Genomic DNA, 20844 nt, shown 5'->3' on the forward strand with positions numbered 1-20844 from the left:
CCTGCGGTCGTCACCTCATGTCTAACCGGTCGGCGCGGCCCGCATTCCAGATGGGCGTGATCGGATCACCATGAGCCGAAATCCGGCCTGCTAGCGTCGATCGGGTGCGTGGCGCGGCCCTGACGACGGTGGTGCTGGCCCTGCTGTGTGGCCTGCTGTCCGGCTGCACGGCGGCCGCCGGCACCGGCGCCGACGGCACCTGCGCCCTGGGCGGTCTGCCGCCCCAGGTCGGCGAGACGGTGCACCGCATCGAGTCCGGCGGGCCATTCCCCTACCCGCGCAACGACGGCGTGGTGTTCGGCAACTACGAGGGCAGATTGCCGCAGCACGACCGGGGTTACTACCACGAGTACACGGTGCCCACCCCGGGGCTGTCGCATCGCGGCACCCGGCGCATCATCACCGGCGGCACACCACTGACCCATCCGCCGGAGTTCTATTACACCGGCGATCACTACGAGTCGTTCTGCCGGATCGGAGGCGTATGAAGACCTACACGATCGACGGCTCCCGGATCGGTTCGCAGGCCGACTTCTTCACCGAGATCGGGCGGGCGGTCAACGGTGAGGGCGGCTACTTCGGGTCGAACCTGGACGCGCTGGCCGATTGCCTGCGGGGCGGCTTCGGCACCCCGGACAGCGGCGGATTCCGGTTCGTCCTCGCCCCGTACCGACCGGCCAAGGCCGCGATCGGCGAACCGGTGTGGAGCAGGCTGCTGCGGGTGTTCGCCGATACCGGCGTTGATCTGTGGTTGACCGGCTAACGCAACTGCTCGATGCCGGCCAGGATCAGATCGATACCGGCCACGTATTGGTCGCGGTCGTCGTGATCGGCCAATTGTGCGGCCACCTGATGCACGAACGGATACCGCGCCGGGTCGCCCCGCGTCCACTGGGCGGCCACGTCGGCCAGAAACGCCGTGCGGTCGGCCGGCCCAGCGATCTGCGAGCGGGCGTTCTCGGCGTTCTGCCCCGCGACCCCGAGGATGTAGTTGACCAGCGCAGAGGCCGAATTGAACTGTGCGCGTTGGGGAACCCCGAGCGCCCCCAACCGGCCGCCGATACCTTCGACGATCTGCAGGAGCGCCGACCATGGGCGGCGATGCAGCTGGGCGCCGACCCACGGATGCGCGTCGAAGGTGTCGAACAGTCCCAGCGCCATGCTGCGGATGGCGGCAGCGGGTTCGGCGTCGTCGTGCCCGGCGGCCAGCGCCCGGGTGACGACGGTGTCGGCGGCGGCGGCGAGCAACGCATTCTTGTCGGCGATGTGGTGGTAGATCGCCCCGCTGCCGGTGGCCAACCGGGCCGCCAGCGCGCGGAAGGTCAATGCGTCCTCACCGTGCTCGTCGAGGATCTCGATGGCGGCGTCCACGATGCGCTGCGTGGACAGCGCGTTCCTGGTGGCCATGGCTGTCATCTTGACAGATGTGGAACGTTGTTCCAACCTTGATTGGAACAACGTTCCAAAGGGGGTCGGGTGACCACACACGTCACGATCGTCGGCGCCGGCATCGGCGGCCTGGTGCTGGCTCGGGTGCTGCACGTGCACGGCATCACCAGCACGGTGTACGAGGCCGAGCCGTCGGCCGGCAGCCGCGCCCAGGGCGGCCAACTGGACATCCACGCCGGCACCGGCCAGCCCGCGTTGGCGCTGGCGGGGCTGACCGACGCGTTCCAGGCCATCATCCACCGCGGCGCCGAAGCCGACCGGGTGCTCGCGCCCGACGGCACGGTGCTGCTCGACGAGCCCGATGACGGCACCGGCGGCCGTCCCGAGGTGTTGCGCGGCGAGCTGCGCCGGATCCTGCTCGACTCCCTACCCGAGGGCACGGTGCACTGGGGGCGCAAGGTGACCGGCATCCGCCCGCTCGGTGCCGGCCAACACGAGCTCGGCTTCGACGACGGCACCGTCGTGCGCACCGAGCTGCTGGTCGGCGCCGACGGCGCCTGGTCGAAGGTCCGGCCGTTGCTGTCGAAGGCGGAACCGGTGTACGCCGGCATGACCTTCGTCGAGACCTATCTGTACGACGCCGACACCAGGCACCGCGCGGCCGCGGCGGCGGTCGGCGCCGGCTCGATGTTCGCAGTGGCTCCCGGCAAGTGGATCGGTGCGCACCGCGAGCCGAATGGCGTCCTACACGCGTACGTCGCCCTGCACCGCCCCGCCGAGTGGATCGCCGCGGCCGACCTGACCGATCCCGCCCGCGTCGCGGCCGAATTCGAGGGCTGGGCAACCGAACTCACCGCACTGATCACCGAATGCGACGCCGGGCCGACCGTCCGGATGATCTACACCCTGCCGGCCGGTCACCGCTGGACCCGCACCGCCGGTGTGACACTCATCGGCGATGCCGCGCATCTGTCGCCGCCCGCGGGCGAAGGGGCGAACCTGGCCATGCTCGACGGCGCCGAACTCGGTGCCGCGCTGGCCGCGCACCCCGGTGACACCGAAGCCGCATTGGCCGCCTACGAGGCGGCGATGTTCCCGCGCGGTGAGGCCGCCGCCCTGGCTGCCATCCGGATGCTGGACGGGATGCACGCGCCGTCCGAGCTACTGGGCACCCTTTCGCGCGAAACTTGACACATGTAAAGTTCGGCGCCATGGACAACATCAGGGGCAGGACCATCGCGATCACCGGCGCCGCTCGCGGTATCGGTTATGCCACCGCCAAGGAGCTACTGAGCCGCGGCGCCCGCGTCGTCATCGGCGACCGTGACGTCGCCCTGCAGGAATCGGCCGTCGTCGAGCTGTCCAAGCTCGGCCAGGTCTCCGGTTATCCGCTCGACGTCACCGACCGGGAGTCCTTCGCAACCTTCCTGGACAAGGCCCGCACCGATGGCGGCGGGCATATCGACGTCCTGATCAACAACGCCGGCGTGATGCCGGTGGGCCCGTTCCTGGAAGAGACCGAACAGTCGATCCGGTCCTCCCTCGAGGTCAACGTGTACGGCGTGCTCACCGGCTGTCAGCTGGCCCTGCCGGACATGGTCAAGCGCCGGCGCGGCCACGTCATCAACATCGCCTCGCTGTCGGGGCTGATCCCGCTGCCCGGCCAGGTGGTCTACGTCGGCGCCAAGTACGCCGTCGTCGGACTGTCCACCGCGCTGGCCGACGAGATGGCCCCCTACGGCGTGAACGTCTCGGTCATCATGCCGCCGTTCACCAACACCGAACTGATCTCGGGCACCAAGTCCGGCGGTGCCATCAAGCCGGTCGAGCCGGAGGAGATCGCCGCCGCGATCGTCAAGACACTGAACAAGCCCAAGACCCACGTATCGGTGCCGCCGCCGCTGCGGTTCACCGCGCAGGCCGCGCAGATGCTGCCACCGAAGGCGCGGCGGGCGATGAACAAGGCGTTGGGGCTGGACAACGTGTTCCTGGAGTTCGACAAGACCAAGCGCAAGGCCTACGAAGACCGGGCCCGCGCCGCGCAGGGTGTCATCGAGTCCGACGGCACCACGTAGCGCCGCGTCGTCCGCCCGCCGATCCCGGTGAGGATCTCGTAGTCGATGGTGCCGGTGGCCTGCGCCCAGTCACCGGCGCTCGCGCCGGCACCACCGAACAGCACCGCCCGGTCCCCCTCGGTCACGCCACCGCCGTCGTGGCCGAGGTCCACCACCAGCTGATCCATGCAGATCCGCCCCACACCGGCGAACCGGCGGCCGCCAATATGCACCCGCAGCCGGTTGCTCAGCGCCCGCGGCACGCCGTCGGCGTATCCGCACGCCAGCACCGCCACCACGGTGTCACGCGGTGCCACCCAGCTGTGGTTGTACGAAACACCCTGCCCCGCAGCGATTTTCTTGACCATCGCCACCTCGGCGGTCAGCGTCATGGCCGGGATCAAACCGAAGTCGCCGGACGCGGGCACCGGGCTGCGGCCATAGAGCGCGATCCCGGTGCGCACCACATCCCGGCACAGATTCCGGTCCGTCAGCGCGGCAGCCGAATTGGCGATGTGCACCCGCCGCGGGGGCAACCCCGCGCGGCGCAGGTCAGCCACCCGCGCGTCCAGGCCGGCGGCCTGTGCGGTGTTGAGCGGGTGCCCCGGTTCGTCCCCGCGGGCCAGGTGGCACATCACCGTCCGCAGCGCCACCGCATCATCCTTGAGCAGCGCGCAGACCTCGGGCCACTCGCGTCCGGACACCCCGCTGCGGGCCAGGCCGGTGTCCACCTTGACCCCGACGACGGCGACGCGGCCCAGCCGGTGCGCCGCGTCGATCACCGCCGTCAGCTGGGCCGGCGTGGACACCACCACCTCGACGTCGGCGGCGATGGCCGCCGCGAAATCCGTTGACGGCGTGTGTAACCAGGCGATCACCGGGGCGCCGATGCCGGCCGCCCGCAGGGCGAGCGCCTCAGCCACCGTGGCCACCCCGAGTTCGGTGGCCCCGGCTGCCAGCGCGGTCCGCGACACCTGCACCGCGCCGTGCCCGTAGCCGTCGGCCTTGACCACCGCGATCACCTCGGCGCCGGACCGCTCACGCAGGACGCCGACGTTGTGTGCGATGGCCGCCAGGTCGACGACCGCTTCCGGACTCAGTATTCGATCGCTTCGATCAGCGGTCCCGGTTCGTCCATCAACGCCCAGAACCGATCCCGGATGGCCACCGTCATCGGGCCGGGCGTGCCGTCCCCGATCGGTTCGCCGTCCAGCGAGTTGATCGGGGTGACCCCACCGGCGGTGGTGACGGCCATCAGTTCGTCGGCGTCGTAGAGCTCGTGGCTGGTGACATCGCGCAGGGTGGCCTCGATACCCATCTGGTCGGCCAGCTCGAACACCGTCTTACGGGTGATGCCCGGCAACGCGTTTCGCGACGGGGAAGCCAGTTTGCCGTCCTTGACGATGCAGACGTTGAAGCCGGGACCCTCGGCCACGCAGTTGTCGGAATCCAGCAGGATGGCGGTGCGGGCACCGCGATCCTTGGCCTCGAAACTGGCCGCCGTGAGATCGCCCCACTGGTAGTTCTTGATGGTCGGGTCGACGGTGTTGCGGCCGGCACGGCGGACGTGGCGGGGGACGACGGCGGTGGTGCCGAAGATCTGTTCGGCCGGCGGGAACGCCCACAGGTACGGGATGGCGTAGATGTAGACCTGGTGGGTCAGCTTGGACAAGTCCTTCTCGCCCTTGCGTTTTCCGTAGCCGCGGGTGACGGTCAGATTCACGAAGGATTCCCGCAGCTGCGACATCGACACGCATTTCTTGGTGATCTCGGCGAGTTCGTCCTTGCTCATCCCGGCGTCCAGGCGCAGCTTGGCCGCCCCGTCGAGCAACCGGTCCAGGTGGTCGCCGAGCCGGAAGATGTTGCCGTGCCACACGTGGGCGACGGTGTAGGTCAGATCGGAATGCCCGAAACCGGTGTCGAAGATCGAGATCTTGGCCTCTTCGGCGGGCAGGTACTCGCCCTCGATCCAGGCCACGCCGCCGGCGAACGGGCTGGAGGTGTCCAATTCGTAGTCGCTGTACTGGATCACCGAGCCGGGCGGGGTGTCCTCCCGGATGGCGCCGGGTTCGACGGCGACGAGATTGGAGGTGCCTGCGTCTGCCAAAGTCATGTGTTTCGGACCCTTCTAGTCGGTGTGGGTCTTGACGTAGTCGGCACCGGCGTCGCCGCGGGCCAACCGCGCCTTCAGTCCGGTGGCCCACCACAGCGCCGCGATGGCGACGATGCCAAGGAAGACCCACTTGTTGTTGGTGAACTGCGGGAGGAACAGCAGCGCCACGGCCACGCCGAGGAACACCACCAGCGCGGTGACGTAGAGCGGCAGGCGCCAGCGGCCCAGGTCGAACGTGCCGGGCTCGCCCACCGGGATGGTGCCGCGCTGGTAGCCGATCAGCAGGCCGATGGTCTGCAGGATGTAGACGAAGAAGAACAGCAGCGAGGCGATGCCGATGATGTAGTTGAACGCTTCCTCGTTCACCAGTGCCGAGCACAGCAGCAGCGCAGAGAGCACACCCAGTCCGAGCACCGCGTAGGTGGGCGCCTTGCTCTTGGCCGAGACGTGCCGCCAGATGTGTGAGAACGGCAGCATGTTGTCGCGGGCCATCGAGTAGGTGAGCCGGGTTGCCACCAGGATATTGGCCAGCAGGCACGCCAGGATGTTGGTCAGCGCGACGGCCACCACGATTTTGGTGACGACGGGGCCGGCCTGCTGGGTGATGATCTCCTCGATCGGCGCGGCCGAGTTGGCCTCGACCGCAGCGGCATCCTTGATCGCCAACACGTAGACCACGTACATCAGGAACTCGATCACGATCGAGGTGATCAGCGCGTAGAACATGGTCTTGGGCACCACGCGGCGGGCGTTCTTGGTCTCCTCCGCGACGTCGGCGCCGGATTCGACGCCGATCAGGCCGAAGAACGGTCCGAGCGCGGCGGCCAGCCAGGCCAGCAGGTAGGAGTCCTTGTCGCCGGACTGCCCGCCGGTGAACAGCGTCGAGATCGGCTGGTGATTCTCCGGCGCGGAGAACGCGATGATGGCGATCAGTGCGGTGGCGCCGACGGTGATGACCAGTTCGAGGCTGACGCCGATGTTGTTGACCATCGTGGCGAACCGCACGCCGTAGATGTTGATCAGCACGCAGACGAACACCACCGCGATGGCGAGCAGGATCTGCGCGCTCTGACTCATGCTCCAGCCGAACAACCCGCCGAGGTAGCCGGACAGGATGAAGCCGACGCCGGTCATGCCGCACACCCAGCCCATCAGCGCGATGAATCCGGTGAACCAGGCGAGGTTGGGTCCGTTGATCCGGCTGATCCATTGGTAGGAGTAGCCGGCCAGCGGCAGCTTGGCGGTCAGGTCGGCGGCGATAAACGTCCACAGCGCGAACACCGCGCCGGCCAGCAGCAGTGTCCACACGAACGGCGCGCCCGCGGTGAAGTAGCCGGCGCCGAAGCCGGTGAACACCGCGGTGGTGGCGCTGATGGTGGCAAAGCCGATGGCGAACGAGGCCAGCGTGCCGACCGAGCGGTCCAGCTTCTGCGTGTAGCCCAGCTCGGCGAGCTTGGCGTCTTCGGCGTTCATCGATGAATGAGACGAGTGGGGTGGTGAAGCAAGCGCATCCGTCATGATCACTCCAGGTCAGGTGAAGTCGGGAACGACTGCTGTAAGGAAAACGCCACCGGCCGGTCACCGGAAGTTCCATCTTTTGATCTAGTGATAACGAGGATTTATCACTGCAGGTCGGGTCGGATGTCGTCCCCGTCGCCGAAACTCCACTGCTGCTGCACGTGCCGGATCAGGGCGTCGGCCTGCGGGCTCAGCGCTCCAGGGTGCCACGCCAGCGCGACATGGCTGGGCGGCCGGTCCACGATCGGCACGTAGACGATGCCGGGCCGGTCGTAGAACCGCGCCACCGACGACGTCGTGAAGCTGATGCCCAGGCCCCTGGCGATCGAAGTGGTCTCGGCTTCGTAGGTGGCCGCCACCGCGGCGATGGTCGGCGGCCGGTTCCCGCGCACGTCCATCGCCAGCCAGTAGTCCCGCCACGGGCCCGCGGTCAGCGGGGCGCACACGATCGGGTCGTCCAGCAGCTCGGTGATGCGCACCTCGCGCCGCCCGGCCAACGGATGATCCCTGGGCAGGCACGCCACCCAGGATTCGGAATCCAGGATCAGCATCCGATGCTCGGGCAGGTCCACCGGTGGGCGGATCAGCGCGACCTCGGTGGTACCGGAGGCCAGCCCGGCGGTCGGGTCGGCGAAATCGAACTCGATCGGTTCGACGCTGACATCGGGGTAGGCCGCCTCGAAATGCCGCACGATGCGGAACAACAGGTCGGCGCCGGTCCCGATCAGATACCCCAGCCGCAGCCGGCCCTGCCGGGTACCCGACAGCGTCACCAGGTTGTCCACCACCGCGTCCACCCCGGCCAGTGCTTGCTGCACCTGCGGCAGCCACGCCGCACCCAGGTCGGTGAGCGCCACCTCACGGGTGTTGCGGCGCAACAGCACCACCCCGAACGCCTGCTCCAACTGTTTGATCGCGGTGGACAGCGCCGGCTGGGTGATGAACAAGCGTTCGGCGGCGCGGCGGTAATTCAGCTCCTCGCCCAGGACGGCGAAGTAGCGGAGTTGCCGCAGCGTCACATCCGGCAAGGTCAGCGCACGCCCTCGGTCAGGTCGCGGACCTCGGCGTAGCGGGCCCGGACGGCGGGCTCGGCGGCGGCCTCGAACCGCTGGGCGGGCGGTGGCGCCCACGCCGGCGGGGCGTCCGCACCGCTGTGCGCCCAGGCGGCCTGCCGGGCCGCACCCACCGCGACGTATTCGGCCGGCTCCGGAACGTGCACCGGGACACCGAACACCGTGGGCGCGATCTCGCGCAGCGCCACGGACTTGGCGCCGCCGCCGACCAGCAGCACCCGCCGTGCGGGCACACCGAGCGCGGTGAGGTGGTCCAGCCCGTCGGCCAGCGCGCACAGCAGCCCCTCGACCGCGGCCCGCGCCAGGTTGGCGGGGGTGGCGTTGCCGACCCGCAGCCCGTGCACGGCGCCGGTGGCCTCGGGCCGGTTCGGGGTGCGCTCACCTTCCAGGTAGGGCACCATCACCAGGCCCTCGCTGCCGGCCGGGGCCGAGCACGCCAGCCGGGACAACTCGTCGTGGTCGACGCTTAGCAGCGCAGCCGCGGCGTCCAGCACCCGGGCCCCGTTGAGCGTGCACACCAGCGGCAGGTGCCGGCCCGTGCCGTCGGCAAAGCCGGCGACGAATCCGCCGCTGTCCCTGGCCGGTATCGATGTGCTGGCCGAGACCACACCCGAGGTACCGATCGAGACGACGACGTCGCCGTCTTCGACGCCCAATCCCAATGCGGCGGCGGCATTGTCGCCCAGCCCGGCGCCGAACGCGGGGCCTTCACCGGTGACGGCCGCTCCCGGGGCCAGCACCTGCGGCAACGCCGGTGTCCGGCCGCGCAGCGCCAGCTCCAGCAGGTCGGTGCGGTAGCGGTCACCGGCTGCGTCGAAATAGCCGGTGCCGCTGGCATCGCTGCGGTCGGTCGCGATGTCGTCGAGAGTCGTCGCGCCGCGCAGCCGCCAGCTCAGCCAGTCGTGCGGCAGGCAGACCGCGGCGGTACGGTCGGCGGCGGCCGGTTCGTGATCGGCCAGCCAGCGCAGCTTGGCCACGGTGATGGCGGCCAGCGGGACCACCCCGACGGCCTCGGCCCAGGCCCCCGGCCCGCCGAGCTCGGTCACCAGATCCGCTGCCGCGCCCGCCGAGCGGGTGTCGTTCCACAACAGCGCCGGGCGCACCACCTCGCCGCGGTCGTCCAGGCACACCATGCCGTGCTGCTGCGCGCCGACCGACACCGCGGCGACATCACCGAGCCCGCCGGCCTGCTCGATGGCCGCCGACGCCGCCGATTCCCATGCCGCCGGGTCGATTTCGGTGCCGTCGGGATGACGGGCCCGGCCCTCGCGCACGACGGCACCGGTATCGGCGTCACAGATGAGCACCTTGCAGGACTGCGTGGAGGAGTCGATTCCCGCAACGAGGGTCATGGAACGCAGACCCTAGTCGAACTGCGGCACCGGGTCACCGTTGCGGTAGATCTCGATGGCATCGAGCCGCGCGAACAGCTCGTCGTGGCTGAAGGCGTGCTGTTCGACGGTGCCGACGAGCACGACGCGGACGACTTCGCCGTCCTCGGCCGCATCCAGCCACAGGGAGGTCACCTGTAAACCGTCGGCGACGTCGGCGCCGGAGGGCTCGTAGAACCAGACGGCGTAGTCGTCACCGGACTCCTCCTCGTCGAAGGTCCAGCCGCGCTCGGTGATTCGTTCGTCGAAGGCGGCCAGGTCGGCGACGATACCGTCGGGGATGTCGGCCAGTTGGTCGACGATGGCGGCCGGGATCCGGCGGGTGGCGGCCTGGCGCTTGCGGCGCCGGGCCTTCTTGGCATCACCGCGTTTGGACACGGTCAGCCCAGCGCCCGGTCCAGATCGGCGATCAGGTCCTCGGTGCCCTCCAGGCCGACGGAGATACGCACCACGCCGTCACCCAGTCCGATGGCGGCCCGGCCCTCCGGGCCCATCGCGCGGTGTGTGGTGGTGGCCGGGTGGGTGATCAGCGATTTGGCGTCGCCGAGGTTGTTGGAGATGTCGATGACCTCCAGCTTGTCCAAGACCTCGAAGGCGCGCTCCTTGCCACCATCGACTTCGAAGGTGACCACCGTGCCACCGCCGCGCATCTGCCGCTTGGCCAGGTCGAACTGCGGATGTGATTCCAGGAACGGGTATTTCACCCAGTTCACGCCCCGGTGGCCCTCCAGGAACTCCGCGACCCGCTGCGCCGACCGGTTCGAGTAATCCACCCGCACGGCCAGCGTCTCAAGCCCTTTGAGCAGCGTCCAGGCGTTGAACGCGCTGATCGCCGGGCCGGTGTGCCGCATCAGCTTCTGCACCGGGCCGTCGATGTAGTCCTTGTCGCCCAGGATGGCCCCACCCAGCACCCGGCCCTGGCCGTCGATGTGCTTGGTGCCCGAATACACCACCACGTCGGCACCCAACGGTAGGCCTTGCTGCAACAGCGGTGTGGCAAAGACGTTGTCCAGCACCACCTTCGCGCCGGCAGCATGGGCCAATTCGGAGACCGCGGCGATGTCGACCAGCGACTGCATCGGATTGGACGGGGTCTCGAAGAACACGGCCTGGGTGGGCACCGAAAGCGCCGCCTCCCACTGGGACAGGTCTTCGCCGTCGACGAAGACGGTCTCCACACCCCAGCGCGGCAGGATCTCGTTGCACACCACGAAGCAGGAGCCGAACAGGCTGCGGGCGGCGACCAACCGGTCGCCGGCACCCAGCAGGGCGCCGAGCGCGGTGAACACCGCCGCCATGCCGGTGGCGGTGGCGAACGCGGCGGGGGCATCCTCGATCAGGCGCAGCCGCTCCTCGAACATGGAGATGGTCGGGTTGCCGTAGCGCGAGTACACATACCGGTCGATCTCGCCGGTGAACGCACGCTCGGCGTCGGCGGCCGACTCGTAGACGTAACCCGAGGTCAGGTACATGGCCTCGGCGGTCTCCTCGAAACCGCTGCGCAGCAGTCCCCCGCGCACACCGATGGTGGCCTGGCTGACCCCATCCGGTAGCGGGGCGGGAACCCGGACGGATGGCACCGATGGCACTTCATTCATGAGGAGTTCCCTAACTCTGTTTCCAGGCGAGCCCGACCGCTTTCCAGCCCGTTGCCCCGCGGTGGCCGTTGTCGTCGAGGTTGCCCTCGAATCCGTCGAGCACGTTGTAGGACGGGCCGATGCCGGCCTCGGTGGCCGCGATGGCCGCGCCGATCGAGCGGTTCCCGGACCGGCACAAGAAGATCACCGGGCGGTCACCGGGACGGATGCCGGCGTCGGTGAGGTCTTCGACGAACGCGTCGTTGTGGGTGCCGTCGGTTCGGTTCCACTCGACGTACACCACGTCGCGCCGTAATTCGGTCAGGTCGGGCACGCCGACGAACCGCCATTCGGCCTCGGTGCGACAGTCGACCAGGACGGCGCTGGGATCGTCGACGAGGAGTTTCCACGCTTGCTGCGGCGTGATGTCTCCGGCGTAGCGCTGGCCTTCGGGTGTGGACACGTCTCATACCGTAATAGCGACGGCTGTGCGACGGTGCGAAGGGTTGGCCGGATCAGGCCGGTCCGGGCGAGCACACCTTCCAGGTGCCGTCCTCCTTGACGAACGCCAGATCGGCGCCCACCTTGGTGTCCTCGTCGTTCTTGAAGTGATAGGTCACCTTGGCGGTGGCGCGATCGCCGTCCACCACCACGTTGCCGACACCGTCGACGTACCGTTCACCGCGCTTGGCCACCGAATTACGTTGCCCGCCAAGGACCGCATCCTGGGTACCGTGTTGGCCGGCGCAGGTGTAGGTGAGGAAGTCCTGATAGTTCTGTCGTTGCAGCGCGTCGTTCTGGCCGGAGACGGCGCGGCCGATGAGTTCGGCGTCGCCCCCACCGCTGTTGCGGTTGAACACAAAAATCGCGGTGATCACAATGACGATGATGACCAGGGCGCCCAGGAACGGCGCGGGGGTCGGCCGGTCGGCGGGCTCGTCCTGATCGCTCACGACTGCCAGAGCTTACGCAGCACCACCGCGGTGCGCTGCGCACGGTCCCTGGCCACGGTGACATCGGGCGCGGTCGCCGTGGTGACGCCCAGCCGGTACCGGCCATCGGACTCGTCGAGCCGGTCGAACAGCCGGACATCGCTCTCGGCGACCTCCAACGCCTCGGAGAGCACCGCCAGCACATCCGGCACGCGCACCGGTTCGGCACGCGTCTCGGCGGTGCCGTAGGACACCTCGGCAGCCCCTGGCGAGACCATGATGGTGTCCACCGACAGGCCGAGCACGGCCCTGGCGTGCAGGTCGAACTGTGACAGCCGCTGGCTGCGCACGGTGACCAGGCCGGTGTCGTCGGGACGGGGCCGCACCGTGGAGAAGTACACCTCGTCACCCCGGACCAGCAGCTCCACCGCGAAGATGCCGCGCCCGCCCAGCGAGTTGACGATGCGGGCGGCGATCGACTTGGCCGCGTCGAGCGCGGCAGGCGACAGCCGGTGCGGCTGCCAGGTGGCCAGGGTGCCGTCCTCGGCGACGCGGTGCCCGATGGCCTCGCAGAAATGCACCACCGGACCGGTCGGCCCCGCGGTGCGCACGGTCAGCAGCGTCACCTCGTCGTCGACGTCGACGACGGTCTCGGCCAGCACCCGGGTGTGGGTGATGTGCCCGGCGGCCACCGCTCGGTTCCAGGCCGGTTCGACATCCTCGGCCCGCAGCAGCACCGAGACACCGTCGCCGGGGGCACCCTCGACCGGGGTGACGGTCAGCGGGAAACCGGCATGCTCGGCGATCGTGGCCAATTCCTGCGCCGATCCGGCAAACCAGAACGGCGCGGTGGGCAGGCCGAGTTCGTCGGCGGCCAGCCGGCGCAGGCCCTCGCGGTCCAGCCCCAGCCGGGTGGCGTGCGGCGTCGGGAACACCTCGACGCGTTCGCTCAGCCCGGTCAGCACATCGGTGGCGACCACCCCCGCCTCGACCACCACGAAATGGGGCTGCTCCTTGTCGATCACCGCGGTCAGCGCCTCGGGATCGTTCATCTTCACGACGACCGCGCGGTCGGCGACCCGATGAGCGGGAGCGTCGGCGTATCGGTCCACCGCGACCACGACGGCACCCAGCCGTTGAAAGGCCAGCGTCAGTTCACGACTCATCTCACCGGAGCCGAGCAGCATCACGACGGGCGCGGCAATGTTGCGCATACCGCCCGCACCGGTCGGGTCCTTCGCGTCCTCAGTCATCGCCAACCCAGCCTGCCAGATCGTCAGCCCAACCGGATGTCGACGTAACACCACCGCCACGATTCGCCGGGCTCCGCCGAGCGCATCACCGCATGGCCGGTCTGCTTGAAGTGCGCCGACGCGTGCTGGTGCGGGCTGGAATCGCAACATCCGACGTGCCCACAGGTCAGGCACATCCGCAGGTGCGCCCAGGCGTTCTCGCCGTCGGCCTCGCATTCCTGGCAACGCCCCGGCGTCAGCGGTTGGGGTTCGACGATGTCCACCGCTGCCTGGAGGTGTTCGCAGGTTGCGGGGGCCGACGATGCCGAGGCCCCGGCGGCTCCGGATTCGCGCCGGCGTGATCTCCTCAGCATATTGATCAAGGATACGGACGGACGATCACAGAGGAGACAACCGCTATGGGGGGCACACTGCTCGCGGTGCTGGCGGCCGCGGTGCTGCTGGCGGGGGTCAGCCGTCGTTTGGACGTATCGGCACCGCTGGCACTGGTGGTGGTCGGGCTGGCCGCGAGCGCGATCCCGGGATTCGGCGCGGTGGAGCTGGACCCGGAACTGGTGCTCAACGTCATCCTGCCGCCGCTGTTGTGGTCGGCCGGTCTGGAGAGCAGCTATGTCACCATGCGCCAGCACATCCGCCCGATCGGGTTGCTGGCGGTGGGCCTGCCGCTGGCGACGACGCTGGCCGTCGGGTTCGTCGCGTTCCACACGGTGCCGGAGTTGACGGTCGCCGCGGCGCTGACACTGGGCGCGATCGTGGCCCCGCCGGATGCCGTGTCGGCCACGGCCGTCGGCCGCCGGCTCGGGCTGCCACGTCAGATCATGACGCTGCTGGGCGGCGAGAGCCTGCTCAACGACGCCACCGCGCTGACCGCCTACAAGGTGGCGCTGGCGGCGGCGATCGGCGCGTCGGCGTCGTGGCGCACCGGACTGGCGACGTTCGGCTTGGCGGTGGCCGGCGGCCTGGTGATCGGCCTGGCGGTGGGCTGGTTGATCACGTTCATCCGCTACCGGCTGGACGACCCGCTGGTGGAGAGCGCGATCGGGCTGATCGCCCCGTTCGTGATCTACCTGATCGCCGAGGAGATCCACGGCTCCGGGGTGCTGGCGGTGGTGGTGGCCGCCCTGATCCTGGGTCAGCATTCGACACGGGCCGGCTACGCCACCCGCCTGCAGGACGACGCGGTATGGAAGGCGCTGCAGCTCATCCTGGAATCCTTCGCCTTCCTGATGATCGGGCTGCAACTGCCGGAGGTGGTGCACGAGCTGACCGGCATCCCGTTCCTGACCATCGCGGTGTCCTCGGTGGCGGTGCTGGCGACGGTGATCGTGGTGCGCATCGTGTGGGTGTTCGTGTTCGCCTACACCCCGCGGCTGCTGATCAAACGGGTCAGGGAGAACGAGCCGCGGCCGGGTCCGGCGGAGGTCTTCGTGCTGGCCTGGGCCGGCATGCGCGGCGTGGTGTCACTGGCGGCGGCGTTCGGTGTCCCGCTGACCACCCTGAGCGGCGACGCGTTCCCCGGCCGCCCGCAACTGGTGTTCCTCACCTTCGTGGTGGTGGTGGGCACGCTGCTGTTGCACGGCCTGACCCTGCCGTGGGTGATCCGGCACTTCTGCGTGCGCGGTGACGACGCCCAGCAGGACGCCCTCGCCGAGGCCGCCGCCCAGGACAAGGCGGCCCGCGCGGCGGCCGAACGACTCGACGAACTGCTGGCAGAACAGCGCGCCAGTGGCACCGCCCTGCGCGACGGTGCCGCGGCGGTGTTGCAGAAGTGGAACACCGCCCGCCGCAACGCGGCGTGGGAGCGTCTGGGCCGCAGCGAGGAGGAGCTCGGGGAGAGTCCGGCCTCGGCGTTCCGCCGGCTCCGGTTGGAGATGCTGGCCGCCGAACGCGCGACGTTCATCGCCGAGCGCGACGCCGGCAATATCGACGACGAGGTGCTGCGATCGGTGCTGCGCGGACTGGATCTGGAGGAGGCCACTCTCAATCGGCGCTAGCCCGGAACTGGGCCATGGCACCGGTGAGCGCGGTGAAAACCCGGTGCGCCGCTTCGAGATCCGCGTCGGGCAGTTCGGCCAGCGCCTGCCCGGTGAGCCGGGCCAGCGGTGTGAAGAATTTCCTGGCCACCGCCAGCCCGTGCTCGTCGTAGCGCAGGATGACCTTGCGACGGTCGGCCGGATCGGCGTCGCGACGCAGATGCCCGGAGGCGATCATCCGTTCCACCAGGTAGGTGACCGCCGCGCCGGACGTGCCCAGCAGCTTGCGCAGCTCTCCCGCGGTCAGCGGAGCACCGGCCGACTCGGCCACCATCACGTGCAGCAATGCCTGAAAGTCGTTGGCGCCCAAATTGTTCTGACCGGCGAACGTCCGTCCGATCTGTTCGGACTCGGCCGTCAGCGCCCGGACGTCGGACGAGATCTGCAGTTCCAGCGCGGCCCGGTCGGACGTGGACATGTGTCGCATCCTACATTTGCTTAATATTTAAGTATCTGAAATATTTGGCTCATGTCCCGCCGCTTGTCCTGGATCCTGGCCTTGATCGTGGTGGCGCTCTCCGGTGCCCTGATGACGCTGCTGAGTTCGGGGGATTCGGCATCGCAATCCCCGGTGTCGGTCCCGCCGTCGGCCGAATCGGCCCGCGCCGACGCGCTGCGCACCGATTTCCCTGGCGGCGATCACGTTCCGATCATCATCGTGGTGACCCGCACCGATGGTGCCCCGCTGACGGCGGCCGACGTCGCAGCCGCCGGTGCAGGGGCGCGCGTCTCCGAGGACGGGAAAGCCGCGGTGCGGGTGGCCCCACTGGCCGCGGACCTGTCCGGCTTCGCCCTCGACGACGCGGTCCGCGAGCTGCGCGCCGCGGTGAACGCGCAACTGCCCGACGGTGTGCGCGCCCAGGTCACCGGCGGCCCGGCATTCGGTGCCGATATCGCCAATTCCTTTGCCGGGGCCAACATCACGCTGCTCGCGGTGACGGCGGCGGTGGTGGCACTGCTGCTCATCCTGACCTACCGCTCCCCCGTGCTGTGGCTGGTACCACTGCTGGTGATCGCGTTCGCCGACCGAGTCGGCAGCGTGGTCGGCACCGCGGTCGCCGCCGGGCTCGGGCTGAGCCCCGACGGATCGACCGGCGGTATCACCAGTGTGCTGGTATTCGGGGCGGGCACGAACTATGCGCTGCTGTTGATTTCGCGGTACCGCGAGGAGCTGCACCGGCACGCCGATCACCACGACGCCTTGCGGGTGGCGCTGCGCGCGTCCGCGCCGGCGATCCTGGCCAGCAACGCCACCGTGGTGTTGGCACTGTTGACCCTGGTGTTCGCATCGGCGCCCAGCAACCGCAGCCTCGGCGTGCAGTCGGCAGCCGGCCTGGTGGTGGCCGCGGTATTCGTCCTGCTGGTGCTGCCGCCGCTGCTCGGCGCGTGTGGGCGCCGGTTGTTCTGGCCGTTCATCCCGCAAGCCGGGGCGGGCACGCCGCCGCTCACCGAGAGCGGGCTCTGGCACCGCATTGCGGACACCGTGGCCCGCCGTCCGGCGGTGGTCGCGATCACCGCGCTGACCGGGCTGGCCGTGTTGTGCACCGGCCTGTTCTTCACCCCCCTCGGGCTGTCGCAGACCGAACAGTTCCGGGTGCAGGCCGAGTCGGTGGCCGGGTATGAGACGCTGGCCGCCCACTTCCCCAGCGGGCTGACCAATCCCACCACCGTCATCGCGCCCACCTCGGCCGCCGACGGGATGCAGCGGGCCATCGCCGCAACTCCTGGCGTGACATCGGCCGTCCCGGCGGGCCAGTCACCGAGTGGGCTGACACAGTGGTCGGTGGTGCTCGACGCCGAGCCGGCATCGAAGAAGGCGTTCACCATCGTTGCGGCCCTTCGTGATTCGGTGCACCGGGTGGACGGCGCCGCGGTGGTGGGCGGACCGGATGCGCAGGCCAGCGACGCCGCCGCGGCCGCCCACCGGGACCGGCTGGTGGTGATCCCGGCGATTCTCGGCGTCGTGCTGGCGGTGCTGTTCGTGTTGCTGCGTTCGGCGCTCGCCCCGCTGCTGTTGGTCGCGGTGACGGTGCTCAGCGCGCTCGCTGCCCTCGGTCTGGGTGGCTGGGCCAGCGTGCACCTGTTCGGATTTCCGGCACTGGACAACGCCACCCCGCTGTTCGCGTTCCTGTTCCTGGTGGCCCTCGGTGTCGACTACACCATCTTCCTGGTGACCCGGGCCCGCGAGGAGACGCCGGCCTTCGGCAACCGGGCAGGAATCGTGCGGGCGGTATCGGCCACCGGGGCGGTGATCACCAGTGCGGGCATCGTGCTGGCGGCGGTGTTCTGTGTGCTCGGCGTGCTGCCGTTGATCGTGCTGACCCAGTTGGGCATCATCGTCGGTCTCGGCATCCTGCTGGACACCTTCGTGGTGCGCACGGTCATCATCCCGGCGCTGTTCACCCTGATCGGACCGCGTATCTGGTGGCCGGGGTTGCGCGCCGACCGTTAGCGTGGCTTTCATGACGACCGGCGTGTTGTGCGCAGTTCCCCACGAGCTCGGCAGTTTCGTCGAGCTCATGCCCGATGCCACGCAGACCACGGTGGCGCAGTGGACGTTCACGGGCGGTCACATCGACGGGCACCACGTGGTGCTCACCGAGTCCGGGATGGGCAAGGTGAACGCGGCCACGGCCACCACGCTGTTGGTCGACAAGTTCGGCTGCGACGCCGTCATCTTCACCGGCGTCGCCGGCGGACTGGACCCGGACCTGGAAATCGGGGATATCGTCATCGCCGACCGCATCGTGGCCAACGACTCCGGGATCATCGAGAACGAACAACTCTCGCTCTACCAGCCAGGGCACGTGCGGTTCTTCAACCCGACCGACGAACTGGGCTTCGACGTGGACGGCGAGTTGCTCGCCCGGGTGCGGCACAGGCTGTCGGCGGTGCTGCTGCCGATTCTCGACGCGGAGGCCGGCGGCCAGGACCGGCCACCGCGGATCACCTACGGCACCATCCTTTCCGGGGACGCGTACCTGCACTGCGCCGCCACCCGGCAGCGGTGGCACCAGGAGTTCGGCGGGTCGGCCGTGGAGATGGAGGGCGCGGCGGTGGCCCAGGTCTGCACCGCGCTGGGCGTGCCCTGGCTGGTGATCCGGGCGCTCTCCGACCTCGCCGGGCATGACCCCGACATCGACTTCACCCTGTACACCACGCAGGTGGCGCACGCCGCGGTGCACATCGTGCACTCGCTGCTGCCGGTGATCTGATGGACGACCGCACGCTGCCGACGACGCTGGGCCGGTTGCGGGTGCAGATCCGCGGCACCGGCGAGGTGATCCTGTTCTGGCCCAGCCTGCTGATGACCGGTGACATGTGGGCCGGCCAGGCCAGGGCCTTCGGGGCTGACCACCAAGTGGTGCTGATCGACCCGCCCGGCCACGGTGGGAGCGAAAAGTTGACCGCACCTTTCACTTTCGCCGATTGTGCGCAGGTTGTCGTCGACCTGCTGGACGGACTGGGGGTCCAGCGTGCGCACTTCGTCGGCAATTCGTGGGGCGGCATGATCGGCGGCACGTTCGCCGTCCGGTTCCCCGAGCGCGTCGGTCGGGCCGTGCTGATGAACTGCACCGCGTCGGCGGCCGGGGCCCGGCAGCGCTTCGAGTACGGACTGCTGCTGCAGGCCGCCAGGGCTCTCGGCGGGATCCGTGGTCCGCTGACCCGCGAGGTGCTCAAGGCCTTCCTCGGGCCGACGACCATGAGCACGCGGCCCGATGTGGTGGCGTTCGTCGCGGCGGCGGCGGGCCGCGTCGACGTGGGCTCGGTGTCGCATGCGGTGCGCAGTGTGGTGCCGCGCCGGCCGGACCAGCGCGCCCTGCTCGCCGGCGTGCGGACCCCGGTCCTGGTGGTCGCCGGCGCCGAGGACGCCACCTTCCCCCTCGAGGAGACGTTGGCGATGGCCGACGCCATCCCGGGTGCGTCAACGGCCGTGCTCGACGGGGTGGCCCACCTGGCCGCGTTGGAGAACCCGACCGTCGTCAACGCTCTGATCAAGGACTTTGTGTTCGGCGGGTAGCGTCGGGGCATGACGGCCCGTGTCCTGCCGCCGGTACACATGCGGCGCAACGCCTTCGACCCCATCCCCGAGCTCGCGGAGCTGCGCGCGGCGGCGGGGGTGCAGTCGATCATCGGTCCCCTGGGCAATCCGGCCTACCTGATCACCCGGCACGAGGACGTCAAGGCTGTCCTCGCCGACCACGAGCATTTCTCCAACAGTCGGCCTGCGGATTTCACGCTGCCCGGGGTACCGGAGATCTCCGCGGCCGAGCAGGCCGCCGCCCGGGCGGGCAACCTGCTGGCCCAGGATCCCCCGGAGCATCAGCGGCTGCGCCGGATGCTCACCCCGGAATTCACCATCCGGCGGATGAAGCGGCTGGAACCGCGGATCGTCGAGATTGTCGAGCAGCGGCTGGATGCGATGGCCGACGCCGGCCCACCCAGCGATCTGATCGCCGAATTCGCGCTACCCATCCCGTCCTTGGTTATCTGCGAGCTGCTCGGCGTGCCGTATGACGACCGCGCCGACTTCCAGGAGCGGTCCGGGCGTCAACTCGACCTGTCGCTGCCCATCGCCGAGCGCATGGCGCTGCAGCGGGAGAGCCGGGACTATATGCGCGGGCTGGTCCTGGCGGCCCGGTCGGCCCCCGGCGAGGACATCCTCGGCATGCTGATCCGCGAACACGGCACCGAGCTGACCGACGACGAACTCATCGGCATCGCAGGCCTGCTGTTGCTGGCCGGGCACGAGACCACGTCGAACATGCTGGGGTTGGGCACGCTGGCGCTGCTGCGTCACCCCGACCAGCTGGCGCTGGTCCGCGATGACCCCGATGCGGTGGCGCCGGCGATCGAGGAGCTGCTGCGCTGGCTTTCGGTGGTGCAGCACGCCATTCCGCGCTTCACCACCGCCGCCGTCGAGGTCGCCGGCGTGCCGATCCCGGCGCGCAGCGTGGTGTTCGCGTCGCTGCCGTCGGGCAATCGGGATCCGTCGTTCGTCGACGCACCCGACGAATTGGACGTGCGCCGCGGGGCGGCGGGCCACCTGGCCTTCGGGCACGGCGTGCACCACTGCCTCGGCGCCCCGTTGGCCCGGATGGAGATGCGGATCGCCTTCCCCGCACTGTTTCGCCGGTTCCCCGGATTGGCCCTGGCCGAGGATTTCGCGGACCTCGAATTCCGGTCTTTCCATTTCATCTACGGATTACGGTCATTGCAGGTGAGGTGGTGACCATGCGGGTGGCAGCCGACCGCGACGCGTGTATCTCGGCAGGGAATTGTGTGATGGCCGCCGAGGCGGTCTTCGATCAGGACGACGACGGTGTGGTGGTCGTGCTGGTCGACGAGGTGCCGGCCGACGAGCAGGCGCACGCCAGGGCAGCGGTGCGGCTCTGCCCGGCCGGCGCCCTGCGCGAAATCACCTAGGCATCTCCTAGGCCGACCCCGATTGCCCGCCTCTGAGCGACTTTTCGGCGATAAAGTTCGAATACTGTTGCGGCTGTTGATTTC

General features: G+C 69.3%; 23 protein-coding genes. 10 read left to right on the forward strand and 13 right to left on the reverse strand.

Annotated elements, in window-relative coordinates; genetic code table 11:
- Nucleotides 1-152: 152 nt before the first annotated feature.
- Together SBI67_RS06645 and SBI67_RS06650 are read left to right on the forward strand one after the other, a co-directional pair.
- Nucleotides 153-488, forward strand: a complete 336-nt coding sequence (locus SBI67_RS06645; RefSeq protein WP_413232444.1) for a guanyl-specific ribonuclease — start codon at nucleotides 153-155, stop codon at nucleotides 486-488.
- Nucleotides 485-763: a barstar family protein gene (locus SBI67_RS06650; RefSeq protein ID WP_318979789.1), complete on the forward strand. Its 279-nt coding sequence runs from the start codon at nucleotides 485-487 to the stop codon at nucleotides 761-763. The genes SBI67_RS06645 and SBI67_RS06650 overlap by 4 nt, the downstream gene beginning before the upstream one ends.
- Here SBI67_RS06650 and SBI67_RS06655 read toward each other — a convergent pair.
- Nucleotides 760-1407 (reverse strand): TetR/AcrR family transcriptional regulator, encoded by a 648-nt coding sequence (locus SBI67_RS06655; RefSeq protein WP_318979790.1) that lies wholly within the window; start codon nucleotides 1405-1407, stop codon nucleotides 760-762. The two genes, SBI67_RS06650 and SBI67_RS06655, sit on opposite strands and share 4 nt — an antisense overlap.
- A 69-nt stretch (nucleotides 1408-1476) precedes the next feature.
- On the opposite strand from SBI67_RS06655, the gene SBI67_RS06660 reads away from it, so the two are divergent.
- Nucleotides 1477-2580 (forward strand): FAD-dependent oxidoreductase, encoded by a 1104-nt coding sequence (locus tag SBI67_RS06660; RefSeq protein WP_318979791.1) that lies wholly within the window; start codon nucleotides 1477-1479, stop codon nucleotides 2578-2580.
- Nucleotides 2581-2600: 20 nt separating this feature from the next.
- Nucleotides 2601-3464, forward strand: coding sequence for an SDR family oxidoreductase (locus SBI67_RS06665; RefSeq protein WP_318979792.1), 864 nt, complete (start codon nucleotides 2601-2603; stop codon nucleotides 3462-3464).
- On the opposite strand, the gene alr is transcribed toward SBI67_RS06665, so the two are convergent.
- From alr to SBI67_RS06720, 11 genes are all read right to left on the reverse strand, one after another.
- Nucleotides 3407-4546: an alanine racemase gene (gene alr / locus SBI67_RS06670; protein ID WP_318980468.1), complete on the reverse strand. Its 1140-nt coding sequence runs from the start codon at nucleotides 4544-4546 to the stop codon at nucleotides 3407-3409. The two genes, SBI67_RS06665 and alr, sit on opposite strands and share 58 nt — an antisense overlap.
- On the reverse strand, nucleotides 4540-5556 hold the full coding sequence (locus tag SBI67_RS06675) for an aminotransferase class IV (RefSeq protein WP_318979793.1): 1017 nt from the start codon (nucleotides 5554-5556) through the stop codon (nucleotides 4540-4542). The genes alr and SBI67_RS06675 overlap by 7 nt, the downstream gene beginning before the upstream one ends.
- A 15-nt stretch (nucleotides 5557-5571) precedes the next feature.
- Nucleotides 5572-7029, reverse strand: a complete 1458-nt coding sequence (locus SBI67_RS06680) for an APC family permease (RefSeq protein WP_318979794.1) — start codon at nucleotides 7027-7029, stop codon at nucleotides 5572-5574.
- A 149-nt stretch (nucleotides 7030-7178) separates the two neighbouring features.
- Nucleotides 7179-8093, reverse strand: coding sequence for a LysR family transcriptional regulator (locus SBI67_RS06685; RefSeq protein WP_318979795.1), 915 nt, complete (start codon nucleotides 8091-8093; stop codon nucleotides 7179-7181).
- Nucleotides 8094-8104: 11 nt separating this feature from the next.
- On the reverse strand, nucleotides 8105-9499 hold the full coding sequence (locus SBI67_RS06690) for a xylulokinase (protein ID WP_318979796.1): 1395 nt from the start codon (nucleotides 9497-9499) through the stop codon (nucleotides 8105-8107).
- Nucleotides 9500-9511: 12 nt separating this feature from the next.
- Complete coding sequence (locus SBI67_RS06695; protein ID WP_318979797.1) at nucleotides 9512-9916, reverse strand: hypothetical protein; 405 nt, start codon at nucleotides 9914-9916, stop codon at nucleotides 9512-9514.
- A gap of 2 nt (nucleotides 9917-9918) precedes the next feature.
- Nucleotides 9919-11136 carry an O-succinylhomoserine sulfhydrylase gene (locus SBI67_RS06700; protein ID WP_318979798.1) on the reverse strand — a complete coding sequence of 406 codons (1218 nt, stop codon included), beginning with the start codon at nucleotides 11134-11136 and terminating at the stop codon, nucleotides 9919-9921.
- A 10-nt stretch (nucleotides 11137-11146) separates the two neighbouring features.
- A complete protein-coding gene (locus tag SBI67_RS06705; protein WP_318979799.1) occupies nucleotides 11147-11578 on the reverse strand; it encodes a rhodanese-like domain-containing protein in 432 nt (143 codons plus the stop codon).
- Nucleotides 11579-11630: 52 nt separating this feature from the next.
- Entirely contained in the window at nucleotides 11631-12068 is a 438-nt protein-coding gene (locus tag SBI67_RS06710; RefSeq protein ID WP_318979800.1) for an Rv0361 family membrane protein, read from the reverse strand.
- Nucleotides 12065-13300, reverse strand: a complete 1236-nt coding sequence (gene purT / locus SBI67_RS06715) for a formate-dependent phosphoribosylglycinamide formyltransferase (protein WP_413232418.1) — start codon at nucleotides 13298-13300, stop codon at nucleotides 12065-12067. The genes SBI67_RS06710 and purT overlap by 4 nt, the downstream gene beginning before the upstream one ends.
- Before the next feature lie 23 nt (nucleotides 13301-13323).
- Complete coding sequence (locus SBI67_RS06720; RefSeq protein WP_318979801.1) at nucleotides 13324-13653, reverse strand: UBP-type zinc finger domain-containing protein; 330 nt, start codon at nucleotides 13651-13653, stop codon at nucleotides 13324-13326.
- Between the two features lie 45 nt (nucleotides 13654-13698).
- Between SBI67_RS06720 and SBI67_RS06725 the strand changes: the two genes are divergently transcribed.
- Nucleotides 13699-15294 carry a Na+/H+ antiporter gene (locus SBI67_RS06725; protein ID WP_318979802.1) on the forward strand — a complete coding sequence of 532 codons (1596 nt, stop codon included), beginning with the start codon at nucleotides 13699-13701 and terminating at the stop codon, nucleotides 15292-15294.
- On the opposite strand, the gene SBI67_RS06730 is transcribed toward SBI67_RS06725, so the two are convergent.
- Nucleotides 15281-15751: a MarR family winged helix-turn-helix transcriptional regulator gene (locus SBI67_RS06730; RefSeq protein ID WP_318979803.1), complete on the reverse strand. Its 471-nt coding sequence runs from the start codon at nucleotides 15749-15751 to the stop codon at nucleotides 15281-15283. The genes SBI67_RS06725 and SBI67_RS06730 overlap by 14 nt on opposite strands.
- Before the next feature lie 51 nt (nucleotides 15752-15802).
- Between SBI67_RS06730 and SBI67_RS06735 the strand changes: the two genes are divergently transcribed.
- Genes SBI67_RS06735 through SBI67_RS06755 form a run of 5 tightly spaced genes read left to right on the forward strand, consistent with a single transcriptional unit; the run spans nucleotide 15803 to nucleotide 20760 of the window.
- Nucleotides 15803-17785: an MMPL family transporter gene (locus SBI67_RS06735; RefSeq protein ID WP_318979804.1), complete on the forward strand. Its 1983-nt coding sequence runs from the start codon at nucleotides 15803-15805 to the stop codon at nucleotides 17783-17785.
- 10 nt (nucleotides 17786-17795) lie between these two features.
- Nucleotides 17796-18548: a 5'-methylthioadenosine/adenosylhomocysteine nucleosidase gene (locus tag SBI67_RS06740; protein ID WP_318979805.1), complete on the forward strand. Its 753-nt coding sequence runs from the start codon at nucleotides 17796-17798 to the stop codon at nucleotides 18546-18548.
- Nucleotides 18548-19354 carry an alpha/beta fold hydrolase gene (locus SBI67_RS06745; RefSeq protein ID WP_318979806.1) on the forward strand — a complete coding sequence of 269 codons (807 nt, stop codon included), beginning with the start codon at nucleotides 18548-18550 and terminating at the stop codon, nucleotides 19352-19354. The genes SBI67_RS06740 and SBI67_RS06745 overlap by 1 nt, the downstream gene beginning before the upstream one ends.
- A gap of 9 nt (nucleotides 19355-19363) precedes the next feature.
- Nucleotides 19364-20566 carry a cytochrome P450 gene (locus tag SBI67_RS06750; protein ID WP_318979807.1) on the forward strand — a complete coding sequence of 401 codons (1203 nt, stop codon included), beginning with the start codon at nucleotides 19364-19366 and terminating at the stop codon, nucleotides 20564-20566.
- 2 nt (nucleotides 20567-20568) lie between these two features.
- Nucleotides 20569-20760: a ferredoxin gene (locus SBI67_RS06755; protein ID WP_318980470.1), complete on the forward strand. Its 192-nt coding sequence runs from the start codon at nucleotides 20569-20571 to the stop codon at nucleotides 20758-20760.
- Nucleotides 20761-20844 lie beyond the last annotated feature (84 nt).

Source organism: Mycolicibacterium chengduense (assembly GCF_033741155.1).
Taxonomy (GTDB): domain Bacteria; phylum Actinomycetota; class Actinomycetes; order Mycobacteriales; family Mycobacteriaceae; genus Mycobacterium.